Origin of the sequence: Acinetobacter sp. UBA2581, assembly GCF_002339435.1 — a bacterium.
Taxonomy (GTDB): domain Bacteria; phylum Pseudomonadota; class Gammaproteobacteria; order Pseudomonadales; family Moraxellaceae; genus Acinetobacter; species Acinetobacter variabilis.
In genome coordinates, this window is the sequence record NZ_DDLD01000121.1 from 42,689 (window position 1) to 63,908 (window position 21,220).

At 43.0% G+C, this 21,220-nt stretch carries 23 protein-coding genes; 9 read left to right on the forward strand and 14 right to left on the reverse strand.

The window, feature by feature from the left end; genetic code table 11:
• Positions 1-57 precede the first annotated feature (57 nt).
• From B3Q46_RS15840 to B3Q46_RS15850, 3 genes are read left to right on the forward strand one after another with little or no spacing between them, the layout of a single operon-like run.
• On the forward strand, positions 58-1,413 hold the full coding sequence (locus B3Q46_RS15840; protein ID WP_034580270.1) for a MacA family efflux pump subunit: 1,356 nt from the start codon (positions 58-60) through the stop codon (positions 1,411-1,413).
• 2 nt (positions 1,414-1,415) lie between these two features.
• Complete coding sequence (locus B3Q46_RS15845) at positions 1,416-3,392, forward strand: MacB family efflux pump subunit (protein WP_005232157.1); 1,977 nt, start codon at positions 1,416-1,418, stop codon at positions 3,390-3,392.
• Between the two features lie 10 nt (positions 3,393-3,402).
• Entirely contained in the window at positions 3,403-4,815 is a 1,413-nt protein-coding gene (locus B3Q46_RS15850) for an efflux transporter outer membrane subunit (RefSeq protein ID WP_005232159.1), read from the forward strand.
• 55 nt (positions 4,816-4,870) lie between these two features.
• Here the strand turns inward: B3Q46_RS15850 and B3Q46_RS15855 are convergent, their stop codons facing one another.
• Together B3Q46_RS15855 and B3Q46_RS15860 are read right to left on the reverse strand one after the other, a co-directional pair.
• A complete protein-coding gene (locus B3Q46_RS15855) occupies positions 4,871-6,685 on the reverse strand; it encodes a tetratricopeptide repeat protein (protein ID WP_104426618.1) in 1,815 nt (604 codons plus the stop codon).
• Between the two features lie 104 nt (positions 6,686-6,789).
• Entirely contained in the window at positions 6,790-7,560 is a 771-nt protein-coding gene (locus B3Q46_RS15860; RefSeq protein WP_005232164.1) for a tRNA threonylcarbamoyladenosine dehydratase, read from the reverse strand.
• Between the two features lie 198 nt (positions 7,561-7,758).
• On the opposite strand from B3Q46_RS15860, the gene B3Q46_RS15865 reads away from it, so the two are divergent.
• Positions 7,759-8,007, forward strand: coding sequence for a hypothetical protein (locus B3Q46_RS15865; RefSeq protein ID WP_005232166.1), 249 nt, complete (start codon positions 7,759-7,761; stop codon positions 8,005-8,007).
• Positions 8,008-8,041: 34 nt separating this feature from the next.
• On the opposite strand, the gene orn is transcribed toward B3Q46_RS15865, so the two are convergent.
• Entirely contained in the window at positions 8,042-8,596 is a 555-nt protein-coding gene (orn, locus tag B3Q46_RS15870) for an oligoribonuclease (protein ID WP_004782074.1), read from the reverse strand.
• A gap of 124 nt (positions 8,597-8,720) precedes the next feature.
• Between orn and rsgA the strand changes: the two genes are divergently transcribed.
• The 4 genes from rsgA to secB all read left to right on the forward strand — a co-directional run bounded on the left by rsgA (position 8,721) and on the right by secB (position 11,050).
• Entirely contained in the window at positions 8,721-9,779 is a 1,059-nt protein-coding gene (rsgA, locus tag B3Q46_RS15875; RefSeq protein ID WP_005232167.1) for a ribosome small subunit-dependent GTPase A, read from the forward strand.
• A 93-nt stretch (positions 9,780-9,872) separates the two neighbouring features.
• A complete protein-coding gene (locus B3Q46_RS15880) occupies positions 9,873-10,280 on the forward strand; it encodes a rhodanese-like domain-containing protein (RefSeq protein WP_005232169.1) in 408 nt (135 codons plus the stop codon).
• Between the two features lie 21 nt (positions 10,281-10,301).
• Positions 10,302-10,556 (forward strand): glutaredoxin 3, encoded by a 255-nt coding sequence (grxC, locus tag B3Q46_RS15885; RefSeq protein ID WP_004782071.1) that lies wholly within the window; start codon positions 10,302-10,304, stop codon positions 10,554-10,556.
• A gap of 35 nt (positions 10,557-10,591) precedes the next feature.
• Positions 10,592-11,050, forward strand: a complete 459-nt coding sequence (gene secB, locus B3Q46_RS15890) for a protein-export chaperone SecB (protein WP_004782070.1) — start codon at positions 10,592-10,594, stop codon at positions 11,048-11,050.
• Between the two features lie 51 nt (positions 11,051-11,101).
• Here secB and B3Q46_RS15895 read toward each other — a convergent pair whose 3' ends face one another.
• The 11 genes from B3Q46_RS15895 to tnpB all read right to left on the reverse strand — a co-directional run bounded on the left by B3Q46_RS15895 (position 11,102) and on the right by tnpB (position 21,124).
• Positions 11,102-11,500 carry a cytochrome b562 gene (locus B3Q46_RS15895; RefSeq protein ID WP_005232171.1) on the reverse strand — a complete coding sequence of 133 codons (399 nt, stop codon included), beginning with the start codon at positions 11,498-11,500 and terminating at the stop codon, positions 11,102-11,104.
• Between the two features lie 186 nt (positions 11,501-11,686).
• A complete protein-coding gene (locus B3Q46_RS15900) occupies positions 11,687-12,493 on the reverse strand; it encodes an enoyl-ACP reductase FabI (protein WP_005232173.1) in 807 nt (268 codons plus the stop codon).
• Positions 12,494-12,621: 128 nt separating this feature from the next.
• Positions 12,622-13,443, reverse strand: a complete 822-nt coding sequence (locus B3Q46_RS15905) for a TatD family hydrolase (protein WP_034169895.1) — start codon at positions 13,441-13,443, stop codon at positions 12,622-12,624.
• A complete protein-coding gene (locus B3Q46_RS15910) occupies positions 13,440-14,402 on the reverse strand; it encodes an RsiV family protein (RefSeq protein WP_005232176.1) in 963 nt (320 codons plus the stop codon). Before B3Q46_RS15910 ends, B3Q46_RS15905 begins: the two co-directional genes overlap by 4 nt.
• A 49-nt stretch (positions 14,403-14,451) precedes the next feature.
• Complete coding sequence (locus tag B3Q46_RS15915; protein WP_005232178.1) at positions 14,452-15,279, reverse strand: hypothetical protein; 828 nt, start codon at positions 15,277-15,279, stop codon at positions 14,452-14,454.
• A 95-nt stretch (positions 15,280-15,374) separates the two neighbouring features.
• Positions 15,375-16,964, reverse strand: a complete 1,590-nt coding sequence (locus B3Q46_RS15920) for a peptide chain release factor 3 (RefSeq protein WP_004782060.1) — start codon at positions 16,962-16,964, stop codon at positions 15,375-15,377.
• Between the two features lie 158 nt (positions 16,965-17,122).
• A complete protein-coding gene (locus B3Q46_RS15925; protein WP_005232180.1) occupies positions 17,123-18,127 on the reverse strand; it encodes a Fic family protein in 1,005 nt (334 codons plus the stop codon).
• A 7-nt stretch (positions 18,128-18,134) separates the two neighbouring features.
• Complete coding sequence (locus B3Q46_RS15930; protein ID WP_005232182.1) at positions 18,135-19,634, reverse strand: DUF6035 family protein; 1,500 nt, start codon at positions 19,632-19,634, stop codon at positions 18,135-18,137.
• Positions 19,635-19,682: 48 nt separating this feature from the next.
• Positions 19,683-19,880 (reverse strand): hypothetical protein, encoded by a 198-nt coding sequence (locus B3Q46_RS15935; RefSeq protein WP_005232184.1) that lies wholly within the window; start codon positions 19,878-19,880, stop codon positions 19,683-19,685.
• A gap of 74 nt (positions 19,881-19,954) precedes the next feature.
• On the reverse strand, positions 19,955-20,887 hold the full coding sequence (locus B3Q46_RS15940; protein WP_004811110.1) for an IS5 family transposase: 933 nt from the start codon (positions 20,885-20,887) through the stop codon (positions 19,955-19,957).
• Between the two features lie 27 nt (positions 20,888-20,914).
• Positions 20,915-21,124 (reverse strand): IS66 family insertion sequence element accessory protein TnpB, encoded by a 210-nt coding sequence (tnpB, locus tag B3Q46_RS16460; RefSeq protein WP_414631449.1) that lies wholly within the window; start codon positions 21,122-21,124, stop codon positions 20,915-20,917.
• On the opposite strand from tnpB, the gene B3Q46_RS15945 reads away from it, so the two are divergent.
• On the forward strand, positions 21,038-21,220 hold a 183-nt coding region (locus tag B3Q46_RS15945), incomplete at its 3' end, for a hypothetical protein (RefSeq protein WP_286716696.1). The two genes, tnpB and B3Q46_RS15945, sit on opposite strands and share 87 nt — an antisense overlap.

Below are 21,220 nucleotides of genomic sequence, written 5' to 3' on the forward strand. Positions count from 1 at the left end.
TATCCTAATTTCGCTTTTATAATCAACTGTTATCCTACGACCCAAATCTGAATCCATATGCCAAAAATAAAACCTACGAAACTCATTATGGCGATTGTAATTGCCATCCTGGTGGCAGCCACTGCCTGGTATTTTCTGAAACCTAAAGAGCAGCAGCCACAATACATTACAGCTGAAGTGACCCAAGGGGATATCGAAAATTCGGTACTGGCAACTGGTGTACTTGAAGCCACCAAAATGGTCAGTGTCGGTGCCCAGGTTTCGGGTCAGGTTAAAAAAATGTATGTGCAACTTGGCGATCAGGTCAAACAAGGCCAACTGATTGCCCGAATTGACTCTGTTCGTCAGGAAAATGATTTAAAGACTGCTGAAGCCAGTATTAAAAACCAGATGGCACAGCTTGCCGTGAAACAGGCCAACCTCGCTAAGGTGGAAGCCGAGTATAAGCGTCAGCAAGCCATGTATGCCCAAGATGCAACCTCGCGTTCAGAACTAGAATCTGCATTAGCCAGCTACAAAACCGCTCAGGCAGATATCACCGCGATTAATGCACAGATCGAACAGTCACGTTTAACTCTAGCCACTGCGAAAGAAGATCTCGGTTATACCCAAATTGTGGCGCCAATGGACGGAACCATTGTAGCGATCGTGACTGAAGAAGGTCAGACTGTAAACGCCAATCAAAGTGCACCAACGATTGTGAAACTGGCGCAGCTGGATACCATGACCATTAAAGCGGAAATTTCTGAAGCCGATGTGATGAAAGTTCAGGAAGGTCAAAGTGTTTACTTCACCACTTTAGGTGACAGTGAAACCAAACACTATGCAACATTACGTCAAGTTGAACCTGCACCGGACTCGATCAATACCGAAAGCAACAGCACATCGACTTCATCATCAAGTACTGCGGTGTATTACAACGCCCTATTTGATGTACCGAATGAAGATGGTAAATTACGTATTGATATGACTGCTCAGGTCTACATCATTTTAGATGAAGCGAAAAATGTGCTGACTATTCCTGCCGCAGCGGTGCAAACCTCAAACCGTCCGCAGCGCCGTGCACAAAGTCCCGATAGCGATAAAACACAAGCCAATAATGCTGCCGCTCCTGCTGATGCGAAACAAGGTGAAAATAAAACGGATCGACCTAAACGCTTAGAACTCACTGAAGCAGAAAAAGCCTTGGTTAAACAAGGAAAAGCAACTGTATCGATGGTTCGTGTATTACAAGCAGATGGTTCTGCAAAACCTCAACCTGTATTAATTGGTCTGAATAACCGCGTCACAGCTCAAGTCATCCGCGGCTTAAATCAAGGCGATAAAGTGGTGATTGCAGATGGTTCAGATACTTCAAATGATTCAGCTAAACGCAGCAATCGTGGTGGTGCTGGCGGCCCAATGAGAATGTAATTATGAGTCAAAATCAAACACCTCTACTTGAGGTTAAGAATCTGACTCGTGAATTCCCCGCCGGTGAAAGCACTGTTCAGATTCTTAAAGGGATTAATCTTGAGATTTATCCCGGTGAATTAGTGGCAATCGTAGGTCAGTCGGGTTCAGGTAAATCAACCTTAATGAATATTTTAGGTTGCTTGGACAAACCCACCAACGGTAGCTACAAAGTTAAAGGACGTGAAACCCGCGAGCTTGAGCCTGATGAATTAGCTCAATTGCGTCGTGAGTATTTCGGCTTTATTTTCCAGCGCTATCACTTATTGGGTGATTTAAATGCTACGGGCAACGTTGAAGTACCCGCAATTTATGCCGGTGCCGATGCGACCGAGCGTAATGCTCGTGCCAAGCAATTACTGACCGATCTAGGACTGGGAGACAAAACCCAAAACCGTCCGAGCCAACTGTCTGGTGGTCAGCAACAACGTGTATCGATTGCTCGTGCCTTAATGAATGGTGGTGATGTGATCTTGGCCGATGAACCCACCGGGGCATTGGACAAAAACAGTGGTATTGAGGTCATGCGCATTTTGCGTGAACTGAATGCCAAAGGTCATACCATTATTTTGGTTACCCATGATCATAACGTTGCTAAAAATGCCACGCGCATTATCGAAATTTCAGACGGGAATATCATTTCAGACAAACCGAATGTGCCTGAAGTTGATGATGGTTTCGAGAAAGAAAATCTGGTTCGAAATGAACAAAAGAAAATCTCGAGCTGGCGTTCTGCAGTAGACCGTCTCGGTGAAGCTTTCCGTATGGCCTTATTGGCCATGAATGCACACCGGATGCGGACCTTCCTGACCATGCTCGGCATCATTATCGGGATCGCGTCGGTGGTTTCAGTCGTTGCCCTCGGTAATGGCTCACAAAAGCAGATTCTGGAAAATATCAGCAGTCTTGGGACCAATACCATTACCGTGTTCCAAGGCCGGGGCTTTGGGGATAATTCCCGAACTGCACAAGTGAAAACCTTGATTCCTGATGATGCTACTGCCCTATCGGAACAACCTTATGTCGATGGTGTCAGTCCATCGGTCAACAGTAGTGTCACCGGACGCTTCAAAGAGATCGAAGCATCGACCACGGTCAACGGTGTCAGTGAAGACTTCTTCTATGTCAAAGGTATGAACTTCGAGTCAGGTCAGCCCTTTGATAAAGAAAGTGTGACCGAACAAGCTCAGGACGTGGTGATTGATAGCAATACCAAAAACACTTTCTTTGCGGATGGCACTAATCCTGTCGGTCAAGTCATTCTATTGGGTAGTGTACCGAGTCGGGTGATTGGCGTCATTGAAGAACAAAAAAGCATGATGGGCAACTCAGACAGCCTGAATGTGTATTTGCCTTATTCAACCGTCATGAGCCGTATGCTGGGACAATCCAATGTACGCAGTATCATTGTGCGTATTAAAGATGAATATCCAAGTGCGGCTGCGGAAAATGCCATTTTAAGCCTATTGGTACAACGCCATGGTGCTCAAGATGTGTTTACGCAAAACTCCGACAGTATTCGTGAAACCATTCAAGAAACCACTCAGACCATGACGCTTCTGGTTTCGGCTATCGCCGTCATTTCCCTAGTGGTCGGTGGTATTGGTGTGATGAACATTATGCTGGTTTCGGTGACTGAACGTACGCAAGAAATCGGGGTACGGATGGCGGTCGGTGCGCGCCAAAGTGACATTCTGCAGCAATTCCTGATTGAAGCTGTTCTGGTTTGTATTCTGGGCGGTATCTTAGGCGTATTGCTGTCACTCGGTATCGGTCAGCTGATTACCCATTTTGCTGAAGGAACCTTCCAGATGGCATACTCAACCACATCGATTGTCGCGGCCTTTGTCTGCTCAAGTCTGATCGGTATTGTGTTCGGCTTTATCCCGGCACGTAATGCAGCCCGTTTGAATCCGGTCGATGCACTTTCTCGAGAATAAGGAATCTGATATGCATACTCTTACCAAACTTGCCAGTGCCCTGATTCTAGGGAGTTCATTGGTCGGCTGTGCGGCCGTGGTGAAAACGCCGTATGAACAACCTGCTGTACAGGTACCTAATAACTTTCAAAACAGTAAAGCTGTAAGTCAGCAAATTCATGCTGATATTCTCGCAGATCAATGGTGGACTCTATTTAAAGATCCCCAATTAAATAGTCTGGTGAATGACGTACTGGCAGCCAATAGTGATCTGGCCGTGGCCGGGATCAATTTGCAGCAAGCCCGTATTCAAGCCAGACAGACACAAAGCCAGCAAGGTGTACGTATCAGTGATGCTGGTTTAACCACACGTAGAAGCTTTGATCTGGAAGATGGCAGCAGTTCATCCGGTTTTGGGGTTAATTTCCCTGGCTTAAGCTATGAACTGGATCTGTTCGGTAAACTGGCCAATCAGACTGAAGCAGCGCGTTGGGAGGCCCTGGCATCTGAAGAGGACTTACAGGCGACTGCACAAAGTCTGATTGGTACGACTGCTCAACTGTACTGGCAGCTGGGTTATCTAAATGAACGTTATAGCGTGGTTCAACAAAACCTGGCGACTGCACAGCGTACGTATGATCTGGTCAATGTCCAGTATCGTGCCGGTGCAGTGTCTGGTCTCGATCTGACTCAAGCTGAACAGGCCATTCAAAGCCAGCAAGCGACCTTAAGCCAAATTGAACAGCAGCGTGTGGAAACACGTACGGCACTGGCAGTACTCATGAATATGCCTGTGCAACAGCTTTCGATTCAGGAACCTCAACGTTTACCGAATATTGCCTTACCGTCGATTGAAGCTGGCTTGCCTGCTAGCCTTCTCTCCCGCCGTCCTGACTTGAGAGCCACTGAACTGCGTTTGCGTAAAGCCTTGGCCAACAAGGATGCCAACAAGGCCAGTTATTATCCTTCGATCAGCCTGACTGGCAGCCTAAGTACTGGCGTAGGCACCAGTTCATCATTGTCAGATGCACTTAAAAATCCGGTGGCGACCTTAGGCGCAGGACTCAGCCTGCCATTCCTGCAATGGAATGATATGAAACGTGATTTACAGGTGAATGAACTGGAATACGAAAAGGCAATTATCCAGTATCGTCAGACCATGTACGAAGCTTTTGCCGATGTAGAGAATGCCCTGTCTAATCGCACTGAACTCACCAAACAGGTTGCGTTACAACAACGTAATGTTGAACTGGCTGAACGTACAGAACGTTTGACTGAAGTGCGTTATCGTAATGGTGCAGTGGCATTGAAAAATCTGCTGGATGCACAAGAGACTACACGTAATGCCCGTCTGTCTTTGGTGCAAACCCGACAAAGCCAATACAATGCTTATGTGACCCTGATGCAAGCTTTGGGGGGTAGCCCGATCAAGCAACTGCCTTAAGCAATACATTTAACTCAATAAAAAACCGCTGTTAGTCAGCGGCTTTTTTTGAAGTTTACATATGCAGATAAGCATTTACATTGTTGAGCTGTTCAATAGAAGGCTCATGTCCTAACAGACTGCCTTTTTCCAGCCATTGACGGGCAATTGCAATATCACGTTCTACACCAATGCCTTTGGTATATAAGCACCCCAGATGACTATAAGCATCGGCATTCACCTGCGCAGCCGCTTTACGATAGCACTGGATTGCCTGATCCAAATTGGCTTCAATACCAATTCCTTGTTCCAAAGCTTCACCTAAAGCATTTAGTGCGAGACCATTATGCTGGCTCGCAGCCTGTTGCAGATACTTCAGTCCTAAAGCCGTATCTTGCTCCACCTTCTTGCCCTTTAAATGCATCATGCCCAATTCGGCCTGTGCTTGTGCATTTCCCAATTGAGCTGCCTGATGCAGATAACGTTTGGCCTGTTCCTCATTCACTGCAAAGACTGGATAAAAATCACTATAAGCCTGATACAAATACCAGGCAGCCTTACTTGAACCTTTCGCCACCGCCTGATTCAAATATTGAATTGCTTTTTCTCGTGTCGGTAGTGGATATTCAGGCAAGCCATAAAAACGTCCCACTATATAAATCAGATCAGCTTCAGACTGTGCTGCAAGTTGCTCTTGCTGTGCGATTGCCTGAATCATTTGGGTAGCTTTAGTCGTATCTTTGGCTACCCCCACTCCGTTTAAATAGCAGAGTGCCCGACCCATATGACTAAATCGATGACCAGGATCGCTTTGCAAGGCATGTTGATAGAGTTCAAATGCTTTCTCCGGTTCATGTGCGACCAGATAGGATTCAAAATATAGTGCGGCAATCAGACTCAAGGCCTGAGGATGCTGAGTTTGTGCTGCTTCAGACCAGTAACGAAATGCCATGGTTTCATTTTTTTGCACATACCAACCATGAAAATAGGCCAGACCGATCAGAGTTTTGGCCTGTGCATCTTTATGTTCTTTGGACTGCTGTAATAGATGCTGAAACACCCGTTGACGTTGATCAGGATCAATAGTGCCGAGTAACACGCCAGCATAGTAATCATATAAACCACTCTGATCACCAAGATGAATACAGCGTTTAATGAAACTCAAAGCCTGCTGTTGATCTTTGGGCAAGATTTTGCCATTTGCATAGGCTTCGGCAATATCCTGATTGGCCGCCAAGTGATCCTGCTGTGCTGCCAGAAACAGATAATGGATCCCCAAACTTAAATCTTGCGCTGCACCATCTGCCAAATAATATTGGGCTAACTGATACTGTGAATTGGCATGTCCCTGCTCGGCATTTCGAATTAACAGTTGCAGACGTTGCTGTTCTGCAGTGTCATGATCAGATTCGGACAGCTCAGTGATGCGATACTGCGCATCCAGATGACCGCGCGCGACCGCATACCGATACCAGTACAAGGCTTTTTCAGGATTATTTAATTGGTATTGATGACCATCATAGATCTGACCTAAATGATAGGCTGCATCTTCCCCACCTAAACTATAAGCTTTTTCAAGAAAGCTAATCGCTTTTTCCGTGCTCTGCTCACGCCCCTGTCCGTTTAAATGCATCAAGGCCATACCCACATAAGCCTGTGGCAATTCCTGCTGCTGGGCCAGCCCCTGATAAATTTGATAGGCGCGTTCATAATCCGGATAATGTGGATCCGTACTTAGACGGGTTGCATATTTCAATTGAGCATCAATCTGCTCAATCCATAGATCATGATGCACGGCTTTGGCCTGATCACGTTTCACCGGATCAGGACGTTTCCACATCCAGATTGCTAAAGCCCCAATCCCCAAAACCAGCACTAGCAAAAACCACATAGCTGCTCCAAAACCAAAAGATTGTTTTTGTTATATGTATAAAAATTCATTTTAAACTTAGCATAAAAAAAAGCACAAATTGTGTGCTTTTTTTGTTGACTTAATTAGGCTTTCAGTCTTTTGCTATCAAGCTTTTTCAATACTTCCGATACCGCAACCATGGCGAAGCTAGAAGTCACTACCACTGCAGAACCATAACCACCACAGCGCAAGCCTGCGCTTGCACAAACATCTGCACTCGAGAATGGATTATCGATAGAGTAGACGCAAGTGATCCCAAATTTTTCTTTTGGCTTTTTACAGATGCCTTTAGCACGTAATTGCGCACGTAATTTTGCAAGCATTGGATCCTGTTCGGTTCTGGATAAATCGGCTACCCGGATTTTTAACGGATCCAGTTTACCGCCTGCTCCACCGGATACAATCAATGGAATCTTGTTAAAACGGCAATGCAGCATCAAGGCAAACTTTGCTTTGACGTCATCGATACAGTCCAGAATGATGTCAGGATTTCCTGACAGAATTTCTTTCACATTTTCTGGCGTCAGATAATCATCAATCAGATTGATTTTAATTCGAGGATTAATCGAGCGGCAGCGTTCTGCCATGATCTCGATTTTTTCACATCCCAGTGTTGCGGTCATGGCTGGTAACTGACGGTTAATATTCGATGCTGCGACCACATCCATATCGACCAGTGTGAGCTCGCCAATCCCGGTACGTGCCAGTGCTTCGACTGCCCATGAACCAACACCACCAATTCCGATCACCATCACATGACTGTTTTCATAATGATGAAAGCTATCGTCACCATAAATTTTGGCTACACCCGCAAAGCGGCGGTCATACTCATCATCTTGAAGCAGATCAGTCATAGGTCATCAATAGCAAGAAAAACACCAGAGTATTTTAGCAAAATCATGGGCACTTTACTGCCACTAAAATCCAGATACAAAATCAGTCAAAAAAGCCTTCTTGCGCCATCGCTAAAACACGTAAAATCGATCAAATTACAACCATAATAAACTTCACAATATTTCAATTAGGATTACCTTAAAGGGAGTCAGATCAGCATGCTATTTAACGCCCTTTTTGCCCTGATGGTTTTACTGTTCCTGCTCTATCTTTACGGTTTAACCTTTAAAAAGCAGAAAAACTATTATCTTAGTATCATGATCCGTATCCTGACTTTGGGATTATTTGCCTTGATTATTTTGGATCAATATGAAACCCAGACCCATCTTGCTCTGGTGCTTCTGACCTGGGTACTGTTTGAGAGTAGTGAAAACTTTTATCGCAAGAAACTTTCTGCGAGCAAATAAAAAAGAGGCTTTCGCCTCTTTTTCACTGTTCGGATTATTTATTCATAATGAAGAAATATTCACGATAATATTTCAGTTCAGCAATCGAATCACGAATGTCATCCATGGCTAGATGCGAAGCATTTTTCTTCAGGCCACTCATGATTTCAGGACGCCAGCGTTTTGCCAACTCTTTTACTGAAGATACGTCCAGATTACGGTAATGGAAATACTGTTCCAGTTCAGGCATTAAACGGTGCAGAAAGCGACGATCCTGACAGATCGAGTTACCACACATAGGCGATACTTTTGGATTCACCCATTTTTTCAGGAATTCAATGGTTTCACGTTCTGCATCCTGAGCAGTCAATTTACTGCGGCGTACGCGCTCAATCAGGCCAGACTGACCATGCTGGCGAGTATTCCACTCGTCCATCGCATTCAGGATACGGTCAGATTGATGCACAGCTAGCACGGGCCCTTCGGCAAGAATATTTAGGTTATCGTCCGTTACAATCGTGGCAACTTCAATAATCTGGTCATTGTCTGTATCCAGACCTGTCATTTCCAGGTCAATCCAAATCAGGCGGCTATCCGGGGTGCTGCTCATAAATGTGCAATCTTATTAGGCTATAAAACATTTATAGTAGCAAATTTATTACGTCGATGCTGTAACTGACACCCCGCTTCATGCTATTTTTGCCATCTCGCTCCCATGGTTTTTTAGGATTTGAATGGCTTTAATACGTAAACGTCGTTTAACTGAACAACAACAACGTCGTATTCAAAAACAGCATAAAACGCGTCAGGAAGAGATCGATACCTCTCAAGACCTGGAAGGGCTGGTCGTGCAGCATTATGGCCGCCAGCTTGAAGTCCAGGCCTTGTCCGTACCTGAACAGCATCCTGAAAAACCGGTCGTGGCTGAAGGCGAACCTGAGCCCTTCTGGAAGCCGATTGAACTGGGTAGTGTCTGGCGCTGCCATACCCGAACCAACCTGGAATTGCTGGTAACAGGCGACCGAGTCAGATGGCAGGCTGATCCAAATACCGGACTCGGCATTATTACGGCGATTCATCCGCGCACTTCTTTGCTGACCCGTCCTGACCGTTACCACAAGGTTAAACCGGTTGCCGCCAATATTTCCCTGATTGTGATTGTGTTTGCACCATTGCCTGAGCCAGCCCCGGGTTTGATTGACCGTTATCTGGTGGCTTGTGCAGATGCAGAGATTCCAGCACTTTTAGTGCTCAATAAATCAGATTTGCTTAAGGAAAATGATCCGATTCTGGATTTGTTTAAAGAATATAAAGATTTGGGTTATGAAGTCATGCAAACCCAGTCCGATGGCGATCTGACAGAACTGTCCGCTCGTCTGAATGAGGAAACTGTAGCGTTTGTCGGTCAGTCTGGTGTGGGTAAAAGTACGCTGATTAATGCGATCGTTCCGGATGCTGCACAGAAAACCAATGTCATTTCTGAAAACTCAGCACTGGGGCAACATACCACGACCTCCACACGTCTGATTTCCTTTGGTAATGACGCTGCTCTCATCGACTCACCGGGAATCCGTGAATTTGGTCTCTGGCATCTGACCTTGGACAAAGTCCAAAGCGGTTTTCCGGAAATTGAAAACCTGCTCGGTCACTGCCAGTTCCGTAACTGCACACATAAACATGAAAAGCAGTGTGCCTTACGTCAGGCAGCCTCGACAGGGGAAATTTTGCCGCGCCGACTAGACAGCTATTTACGTTTAATTGACGAAATTAACGAAGCGCAGCAAAAAAATTAATTTTCTTAAGGCTTAGCCCTTGAAGCGGTGATTTTGATCACCATATTTATGAGCTATACTCTTGGCAATTTTAAAATTGTAATTAGGTGAATTGTGGAACGTTGGTTCGAGTTTATGGGGAATCACCCCTTCTTGTTTGGAACACTCGCGGTACTCGTGGTTGTATTCTTCATCATCGAAGGTCAACGTAATGGTCGCAAAATCTCTCCGCAATCGCTGGGAATTTTAGTTAAAGCAAAAAATGCCATGCTGATTGATTTACGTGATGCCAAAGACTTCCGTGAAGGTCACATTAGTGGTAGCCGTAACATTCCATATAGCCAAATTACAAAACACGTTGATGAGTTAAAAGCATCTGATCGCCCGTTGGTGTTCATTTGTAATCTTGGGCAAGTTGCAGGTTCTGCGCTTCAACAGGTAGGTCATGCAGATGCCTACCGTCTGGATGGCGGCATTACAAACTGGAAAGCTCAAGGTTTACCTTTGGTGAAAAGCAAATAATCTGCGAACAGGAGATTGATCATGGCTGAAGTTACTATCTATTCGACGACAGTATGTCCGTATTGTATCCGTGCAAAACAGCTCCTTGAGCGCAAAGGTGTTGCATTTAAAGAAATTAATTTATCCAATGAAGCCCCTGAAGTACGTCTTGAATTGATGCAACGCACCAATCATCGTACCGTGCCACAGATTTTTATTAATGAACAATTTATCGGTGGTTTTGATCAACTTTATGCCCTAGAGCGTGAAGGCAAACTAGACGAATTATTGGCTTAATCTACTAAAACCTACCTCATATCAAGGATTAAAGAATGAGTGAAGAACAACAAGCTCAACCACAATTGGCATTAGAGCGTATTTACACTAAAGATATTTCTTTTGAAGTTCCTGGGGCACAAGTTTTTACCAAGCAATGGCAACCTGAGTTAAACATCAACCTTTCTTCTTCTGCAGAAAAAATTGATCCGACTCATTTTGAAGTGGCTTTAAAAGTTGTGGTTCAAGCGACCAATGAAGGTGATACAGCGTTTATCGTTGACGTGACTCAAGCAGGGATTTTCCTGATTGATGGCGTTGAAGAAGAGCGTCTGCCATACATTCTTGGTGCTTACTGCCCGAACATCCTGTTCCCGTTCCTTCGTGAAGCGGTGAATGATATGGTGACTAAAGGCAGCTTCCCGCAATTACTGCTTACACCAATCAACTTCGATGCTGAATTTGAAGCGAACATGCAACGTGCGCAAGCTGCTGCTGTTGAAGGTCAAGCTTAATCACTTGATCTTGAAGTTAAAAAAGGCCGCAATAGCGGTCTTTTTTATGGCTTATTTAAAGGCTTGATGCCCCTGCTTTTTAATCTGATCCATTTTCACTGTGAGAGTTTGGGCTTTGGTTAGCTGATTGGCTGCAACAAATTGTTCAGCTTGTTTAATCTCTTTCAATAAGTCAGTTAACAATCCCTGATAAGCCGTAACTTTCGCATCTTTGGATTTTAGCTTTTGCAGACCTGAGGGTAAATTTTTCTGGCAAACTTCCACAGATTTTTGCATACCTTGCAATGCTGCCCGCGCCTCTTTGCTATCTTTGGCAGATTTGAAATTTTTTAAATGATGGTCAATTTCATGCATATTGTCATGATAGTGATTTTCTTCTGCCATGCTCGACGTGGTGATCCCCACTGTGTCCATCACAAAAATCATGCTGATTAAAAAATTTTTAAACATCCTTATTATCCTGTATTGTTTTTATATTAAACATCTTAGTGGGAAAGTCCTGAAAGATAAATTATTTTGATCCGAATTCTTGTATCCCTTGTCATCAGACTTACATCATTAACAATTAAAGTTAAAAATAAAAACCCCTCAATAATGAGGGGTTTTCTTTGCTGAAAATTGATCTTTTAAAAAGACTTATTCTGCATCCAGCATCAGTTCAGCACTCATGCCTACTGTGTTATAACCCGCATCGACATACATGATTTCACCAGTGATCCCGTTTGCCCATGGTGAGCACAGGAACAAGGCTGCATTACCGACATCTTCAATGGTCACATTGCGTTTTAGTGGAGCCACTTTTTCATTCAAATCCAGCATTTTACGGAATGATTTAATGCCAGACGCCGCCAATGTACGGATTGGACCTGCTGAGATCGCATTCACACGGATACCTTCTGCACCCAGGCTAGATGCCAGGTAACGTACACCTGCTTCTAAAGAGGCCTTCGCCAGACCCATCACGTTGTAGTTTGGCATCACACGCTCAGAACCTTGATAAGTCAGCGTTAACAGGCAGCCTTGACGTACAGCCAGTAATGGCTTCGCAGCACGTGCCATCGCGATAAAGCTGTACGCACTGATGTCATGGGCAATCTTGAAACCTTCACGGTCGGTTACATCAGTAAAGTCACCATCTAGGGTATGTGCTGGCGCAAAACCGATTGAATGTACGACGCCATCCAGACCATCCCAGTGTTTTGCCAGTTCTGCAAATGCATTGTCAATTTCTGCATCTACTGCCACATCACAAGGAAAAACCAATTCAGAACCGAATTGTGCAGCAAAATCATCTACACGTTTTTTCAGCTTTTCATTTGGATAAGTAAAAGCGAGTTCTGCACCTTCACGATGTAATGCCTGAGCAATACCAAAAGCAATTGATAATTTACTTGCAATACCTGCGATCAAGAAGCGCTTACCCGCCAATAGTCCTTGTGCCATGTGAATCTCACTCAAAATAATTTATATGCATGATGCCAAGTCTAAAGCATTTTAGAAATTGCATAATGCGCCTTTTTTCACTGGATCATAAATTGGAATCCAGTTTCCGACCGATGTAGGGTTTTATCTTAAATCGCCAGATGTAAAGCCTGATGGGTATTTTTCCAGAGCTGCTGTGCTAGTTCATCTTGATCCATGTGCAGACTCTTGGCCAGGCCTTGCAGGACATAAGGCAGATTGGCAGGCGTATTGCGAGTTCGCTGCTCAGTAGAATGCTGGCAACATAAAGGCGTCATGTCCGGACAATCGGTTTCAAGCACCAGATATTCCGGCCCTACCTGTTGTACCACCTGATGCAGTTTTTTAGCATTCGGATTGGTGATTTGTCCTGTTATTCCAAGCTTGAAGCCCAGCTTGATAAAGGCTTTGGCTTCTTCAATCCCGCCACCAAAGGCATGGGCAATACCGCCCTGTTTAAACTGATGCTGTTTTAGAATCTGTAAAACATCGGCATGAGATTTACGGATATGCAGTAACACAGGTTTATCAAACTGCTGCGCCAGTTCCAGCTGTGCAGCAAAAAAATCTTTCTGTTTCTGAAAAAGTTCCGGCTGTTTATGCCGTTTATCGAAAGTATCCAGACCAATTTCACCAATGGCAATACAAGGCTCTGTGCTTAATAACTGCTCCAGATCCTGTAAATGCTCAGGTTGATGCTGCTCAATATAAAATGGATGCAGGCCGGGTGCCAGATGACTTTGAGGCGCATTGTCTAACTGATTAATAAAATGATGCGTCTGCAATAAATCCTTAAACCGGCTCTGTAAAAAACCAATTAAGACCAGATGCTCCACCCCTGCTGCTTTGGATGCATAAGCCAGCTGTTCCCGATCATGATCGAAATCGGGAACATCAAAATGGGTATGGGTATCAAATAACGAAACCATCAGCGTGCTTTGGCAGGAGTTGCAGGCTCGGCTTCTGAAGCAGCGTTCTCTGTTTGAGGCAGATATTCAGGTTTCAGAATGCCATTCAGCTGTTCATAAGGAATGACCAGACGTGGCAAACCCACCACATAAGGACCAATCTCATATTCGGCATATTGCAGCGCCAGTCCCTGTTTAGACAGGTAAAAATTATCTGTCAGCTTAAATTTCCAGGCCTGTTCATATTCAGCTACATCATTGGCCAGTTTGGATTCCATCACCCAGATTTTAAAAGCCTCATAAGCTTTGGCTTCGAGCTGAGCCTTTTGTTTAGGCAGAATGATATCATCCAGCTTAATCAGCTTTTTCTGCTCAAGATCAAAATTGTAGTAGGTTTGAGCAGAAGCGCCATGCGCACCACCGAGATAATGGGTACTGTTTAAGACCACAGTCGCGAGTGGATCACCAGATTGTAGAATTCTCGGTTTGATCATCAAGCTGATACTATGGCTGGCACTGAGTGCTTTCAACTCCTTATCCAGATTCAGGAAAGTCTGCATATGCGGCTGAATCTGCTGTTCAAGCTGCTGTTTTGGAGTTTTGACATTGGCTAATGCAGTTTTTGGTTCGGAAGCAGCGGCTTCAGCTTCACTTGCTGCAGATGCTTTCGCCGGTTCAATCGCATCAATAGACAAAATGCCCTGTAGCTGCTGCAGAATCTGCTGATCTATCCATTCATCGATAAATGGCTGATTGCTTTTCAATCTCTCGATAGAAATCTCAGGACAGTTTTTTCCTTCACATTCAGGCAAGGCCAGTTTCAGCTTCTCAGTATCACCACTCAGCTTCAGCACTTCAGGCTGAGCCTGTACCACTTCAGGCGCAGCAGGCTCTTTCGGCTCTTTTTCCTTAGGCTGGCAGGCACTCAGCAAAACCGCTGATGCCAATACTGACAGACATAAAACATTCTTATAATTTGACATGCATTAACCTTTGTTCAACATCATTATTTATCCTTGCAGGACCTACCTGTTAGAACATATTCTGATAAATATCCACTTTCAAGACTTGTTGTGTTTGTTCTTTGGTTAAATAGATGTCCAGTTGTTTGGCATCTTTGCTAATTTCCTGACTACGATAATGTAAGCCAATTCCTTCCTGATCGAAGAACCAGTCCGCCTGCCCCCAGTACAGTTTTTTTGGTGCTTTCTGCTGGACTTCTGCATTATTGTCCTTTAACCATTTTTGGTAAGCCTGCTGCACAATCTGATCCATCTGCAATTGCTGCTCAGGATTGATAATATCTAGCGGACTGAGTATTTTTTGCTGCACACGGTCAGCCACAAAGAAATAATAGCGTTCATTGACGCGGATATTTTCCTGAGTGCTGTCTACCCCAATTTGCATTAACACAAATTGATTGCGCTGATAAGGAATACGGGTATACAGCGATAACTCATAGGCTTTATTCAGTTTGAGCTGGGCTTGCCAGGCATCTGATTTTTTTACATACGCATTAACCGCCTGCTGCAGACTCATATCCTGCTTTAGGCCAATCTGATCCTGAATGACTTTTGCTTGCTGCTTTTCAATAGACTGGTTTAGCCAGGAATCAGCTGTCTTTAAGGTTTGAATATCCAGATTAATACAGTTTTTAGTTTCACAAAATGGCAAAGCAATATCGGCCGATTTCTCCTGGATATTCAGATAAGGCAAAACTTTGGCTTTTTCTTCAGGGGTGACTGCTGCAGATTTTTTCTGTTCCGTCACTGGCTGTTCTTTTTCATTTTTATCACATGCACCAAGTAACAAACTGCAGCCAATGACTGAACCGAGCAGGATTTCCTTACTAAACTTCATGATTTTTTAGAGATATAAGTAATGAGTCGTCTAAATGTAGCACAAAATAAAACAGCTTCCGGAGAAGCTGTTTAACATTTTCCAAGCCTGAAGGCTTAGTGTTCGCGTGTGTTACGGAATACGATATCCGGATAACGTTCCTGCATCAGCTGTAAGTTCACTCGGCTTGGTGCAAGATAAGTCAAATGACCACCACCATCAACAGATAACTGGTCATGGGCTTTTTTCTTGAATTCATTAAATTTCTTCTCATCTTCGCAAGATACCCAACGTACTGTATTGATGCTCACCGGCTCATAAATACAGTCCACCTTGTACTCTTCTTTCAGACGATACGCCACCACTTCGAACTGCAGCACACCCACAGCACCAACAATCAGGTCATTGCTGTTTTGTGGCATGAAGACCTGAGTTGCACCTTCTTCAGACAGCTCTTTCAGACCTTTTTGCAGCTGTTTTGACTTCAACGGATCTTTCAGACGGACACGGCGGAACATTTCCGGTGCAAAGTGCGGAATACCGGTAAATTGCAGTTTTTCACCTGAAGTGAAAGTATCACCGATCTGGATGGTACCGTGGTTATGCAGACCGATAATATCACCCGGCCATGCTTCTTCCAGATGCTGACGGTCACCAGCCAGGAAGGTCAAGGCATCGCTAATGCGGATATCTTTATCGATACGCACATGCTTCATTTTCATGCCTTTTTCATACTTACCTGAACAGATTCGCATGAAAGCGATACGGTCACGGTGTTTCGGGTCCATATTGGCCTGAATCTTGAAGATAAAGCCTGTAAAACCTTCTTCATCTGCCTCTACTTTACGGTCTTGAGTTGGATGCGCTTTGGGAGGCGGTGCATATTCGCTAAATGTATCCAGAACATGGTCGACACCGAAGTTACCTAAAGCTGTACCGAACAGCACTGGAGTTTGACGGCCTGCCAGGAATTCTTCACGATCTAATGGCTCATTGGCCATTTGTACCAGTTCCAATGATTCTTCAAATGCCGCCCAAGCCAGCTCACCGACTTTTTCACGTAAATCAGCATGGTCATAGCCATCACGAACTTCGATATCAGTAATCACTGAACCAAAACCGGCTTTATAGACATAGAACTTTTCTTCGAGCAGATTATAGACACCAGCGAAGTCACGTCCTGTACCGAGTGGCCAGGTAATCGGGACACATTTAATTTTCAGGACATTTTCGATCTCATCCAGCAGCTCTAAAGGCTCACGGATTTCACGGTCCATTTTGTTGACGAAAGAAATGATAGGAGTGTCACGCATACGACACACTTCCATCAATTTGATGGTACGTTCCTCGACACCTTTTGCACCGTCAATCACCATCAGCGCTGAGTCTACCGCAGTGAGGGTACGGTAAGTATCTTCCGAGAAATCTTCATGCCCCGGGGTATCCAGCAGGTTAATCATCTTGTCCTTGAACGGGAACTGCATGACGGACGTGGTGATCGAAATCCCACGCTCTTTTTCCATTTCCATCCAGTCAGAAGTGGCTGCACGATCCGATTTACGGCTTTTCACCATACCTGCAACCTGAATGGCCTGACCCCATAACAGCAGTTTTTCTGTCATGGTGGTTTTACCGGCATCGGGGTGGGAAATAATAGCAAAGGTTCTACGAGCCTTTACCTCTCTAGCTAATTGATCTTTAAACATGAGAAAAATCTACAATATGTACACAGTTATGTACACATTTCTAAATATGTACTAAAACTGAAAAAGTGGGAATTCAAAATTGGCGTAATTGTAGCAGATTTGAATAGGATTTTACTGATTGCGGATATGTCTTGATTTATCCACAATTGAAAGTATTGTTATCTTTTTAATCTATATCTTTGCTTCGGACTTTTCGGCTTATCAGGAATGGTGCGTTTAATCAGACCAGCTTCTATTGCAGGATTTAAGTAATTCCTTTGGAATGTTGCTCGATGAGTTAATCCAACCAATTGCATCAATTCAGCTAAAGTATAATCTTCTTGCTTCATTGCCGAAAGTAAACGCTGAACTTGGTCGCTCACTTGTACGTTAACTTGAGCGGTAACATGATCGCTATCTTGAGCGGTATCAGTTGAACTAAGAATGGCATCTAAAATCATGTGTAAGATGAATTCTATAAACGGGGCTGAATCAGTACGATCTGTACTTGCTTGCAACGCTTCGTAATAAGCTTTTTGATTTTGGTAAATCAAGCTTTCAACTGGAATATTGGCAAAGATTGGATTCCATCTACTTAAAATCAATGTCTGCCACAACCTCCCCATTCGACCATTACCATCTGCGAATGGATGAATAAACTCAAACTCATAATGGAATACTGAACTTTGAATCAGTGGATGTATATCGCTGTCATTCAACCAATTAAGTAAATCAGCCATCAAACGGTTAATCTGATTCGCAGGTGGAGCCATATGCACTACTCGATCACCTGACATTACACCGACACCACCATGACGATACTGACCGACTTCATCAATTAAGCCTGTCATTAAAATTTGGTGCGCTTGTAATAGGTCTTTTTCTTGGCTTGGTTGCCACTGCTGAAATGCTTCATAGGCTTTAATGGCATTACGTACTTCCTGAACTTCTTTCGGAGGTGCAATCACAGTCTTACCATTTAGAATCGCCGTGATTTGTTCTGTACTTAACGTATTCCCCTCTATTGCAAGAGAACCTTGAATAGTACGGATACGATTGGCTTTTCTGAGTTTTAAGCTGTCCTGAATTTCCTCTAAAACAGTCAAACGCCCTATATTTTCACTGATCTGAGCAATCAGATGAATGATTTTTGAGGTGATGGTATAAGGCGGTTGGTATTTCATAATAGACCTACTTTGGTAAATTTATTTTTGAATGAAGTTCACAGCTTTCACCCCAAGCAATTAAGCGTCCTTCAAACTCAGGAACTAAAAATTCAATAAATTGATTTAAATCATGTTTATAAATTTTAAACTCTTCTGGCTGTTGAACATATTTTTTATAACGCTCTTTCCATTTACCCGAACTATCTCTCTCGTTTAATAAATCGGGTTTGCCTGTTACTTTTAAAGTAAGCATCAAATGCTTAATGTAAGCTGGATGATGTTCCATCAAGTTATGAGCTACACTCACCATATCATTAATATTGTTACCTACAACGTAACCAAATTTTGCACTTAAAATTGAGTTGACCACTGTTTTATAGGGTGCATGTAAAATGTATTTAGGTGTACTAATACCCATTAGCTCAAGCTCTTTACGGATGGAAAACCACTGAAAGTTGAATTGACTATCGGTAAGGTAATGAGTTTTTATCCATAGTTTAGTAAACTCGACCAATAATTCAGATTTAGTTTTTGATGGAACTTTTGTATCAAGATCAACCTGTTCTAGTGATTCGATATATTTCTGAACTTTTAGTTTATCTTTTTGATTCTTACTCTCTTGTAAATAACTATGACGTAAGCCTAATTTTTGCTTTAGCTTTTGATATTCAGCTTCATAATCAAAAAAGTATATTTGCTTTGTAGCTTCGTTCTGGACTAAGTTTTGGAATTCGACGAACTCAGTATTCCACTGATTAATGATTTGATTATTCTTTATTTCAGGCTTTAAATAATGACACTCTAAAGTAAAAACTTTTGTTTTAATTGATTGAGCGACTGTAGAATCATTCACTACAAAGGCATTTGCATTATTGTTGTAGTAAATATCTTGCATTGACTGCTTCTTCGCTTTTTCTGTTGGTTCAAAATGATTAAAAATCCACAGTAAGCAAGCATTGTTATCTTGATAAAAAATCTTACGATCAATAATCACATTCAAAAAAGTTGTAGAAAGTTGTCCTTCAAAAACAACTAATTGCTTTTTATATAATGAAGATACATCTGGTCTACGCCATTGCTTTAGATCAATACTTTTACGAACTTGCTCAATATGAATATCACTAAAAGCTTCATCTACTTGAAGGCTTTTATATATGTTCTCTTTCAGCAATTTATGTTGTTGAGTTTCTTTCGCAATTTGATACTTTAGAGCAGTTTTTTCTTGCTCTGATAACTGTTTGATATGCTTTACAGGACATTGGAAGTTTGGATTATTTTCCAACTCAGGAATATGTTTAAAAAAAAATGTTGCCGAGGAATTGATCTCCATGTGATCTATACGTCTGGCAAGGGTCACTGGGGATTGGCACCAAGCGCAAGTAAAATGAGGCTTGTTTTTATCCCGTTTATATCGCTCCCTTATTTGACTACGCCATTGAGTCAGCTCCATTTCAGACTGTTGAAAGAATACATTCACATCAATCCACATATTTTGATCTTTATCAACAATATGAACCAACTTCATGTATCCCCTCAACTTGCTTATCAAGCCAACATTAATATTGCCTTTAATCTAACCTTTACTAGCCTTTTTACCAATAACATTTTTAATAATTTCAACGACTTTTTCACTTTCAAATTGAGTTTTAAAAACAACGTCTACATCATCTCTGACATTTTGAAATAAAAGTTCTGCATGTTTAATTTTACGCTGCTCTTCTTCGGATAAGGTGTAGTTTGCCTTATCTTTCGTTTCAATCAACAAATTCAAAGTTTTCTTTCCACTTTCATACGGCTTTGTTGCATAAAGATTTTAAAGATAGAGCTTTCCTAAGTTGTTTAAATTTAAGTGACAACTTGGGTGTGAGGTCGGCCGAGCTCCGTAAACTTATTTAAGATGGCCACACGTGCATGAATCTCGTTGACTTGGCTATCAAAATTCCGAGCACTGAGCTTATCGCCTAATAATTTGATGCAGTGCATCTTGGTTTCTACCAGACTTCGCTGATGGTAGCCCGACCATTTTTTCCATAGTGTCCTGCCTAAACGTTTAACAGTGCGAAGTAATTCATTTCGCTCTAGCGAATGAACTTTTGTATCTTTCCAAGGCTTCGCATTTTTTCTGGGTGGAATAATCGCATGGGCATTTCGATCTGTGATCAACTGGCGACACCGCTTTGTGTCATAAGCACCATCGGTATAAACGGAGTCAATATGCTCATCTTGAGGAATCTGATCGAGTAAATCACCAAGTACTTGTGAATCACTGACATTATTTGTCGTAAGCTGAACGGCACGTATTTGCAGTGTTTCAGCATCTATACCAATATGCAGTTTACGCCATTGCCGACGGTATTCAGGCTGATGCTTCTTACGCTTCCATTCGCCTTCACCTAAAAATTTTAAACCCGTAGAGTCGACGAGTAGATGTAACCCATCACGACTTTTCTGGTAGTTAATTTGAATATCAATATACTTTTGTCTTCTACAAAGCGTCGTGAAGTCTGGTGCTGTCCAATCTAATCCGCAAAGTTTAATTAAGCTTTGAACAAAACCAGTAACCATGCGTAAAGTGAGTCTAAATAGAGATTTGATCATCAAACAGCATTGAATCGCTATGTCGGAGTAGGTTTGACTTCGACCTTGTTTGCCTTGAGGTTCTGCATACCATTGTGTTTTTGGATCGAACCAAATGGCAATATTCCCACGATTAATGAGAGCTCGGTTATATGCGGGCCAATTGGTTGTGCGGTAGATTTTGTGTGTAGGCTTCTTCATTTGGAAATTATATTGCCGAAGGAGTCCTTAAGAACAGCTTTGTGCAACAAAGCCGCTTATTATCCAATCTTTGTAAGGCTTGTGATTCATATAATTCAGCCAAATTTTCATTATAGTTAAATTTCGGCTGAGGGCCACGGTTTCACCTTGGTGAACTTTAGCCCAGTGGAATTTTCCCTGTTCCAGCCGCCGGGCACACAGCCAGATGCCCAATCCATCATGTACCAGTACTTTCATGCGATGGCCACGTTTATTACAGAACAGGTAAGCACAATGCGGTTTGATGGTAAATATCCATATCTGCTCAAAGGGTTGGCTATTCAGCGCAGTAAT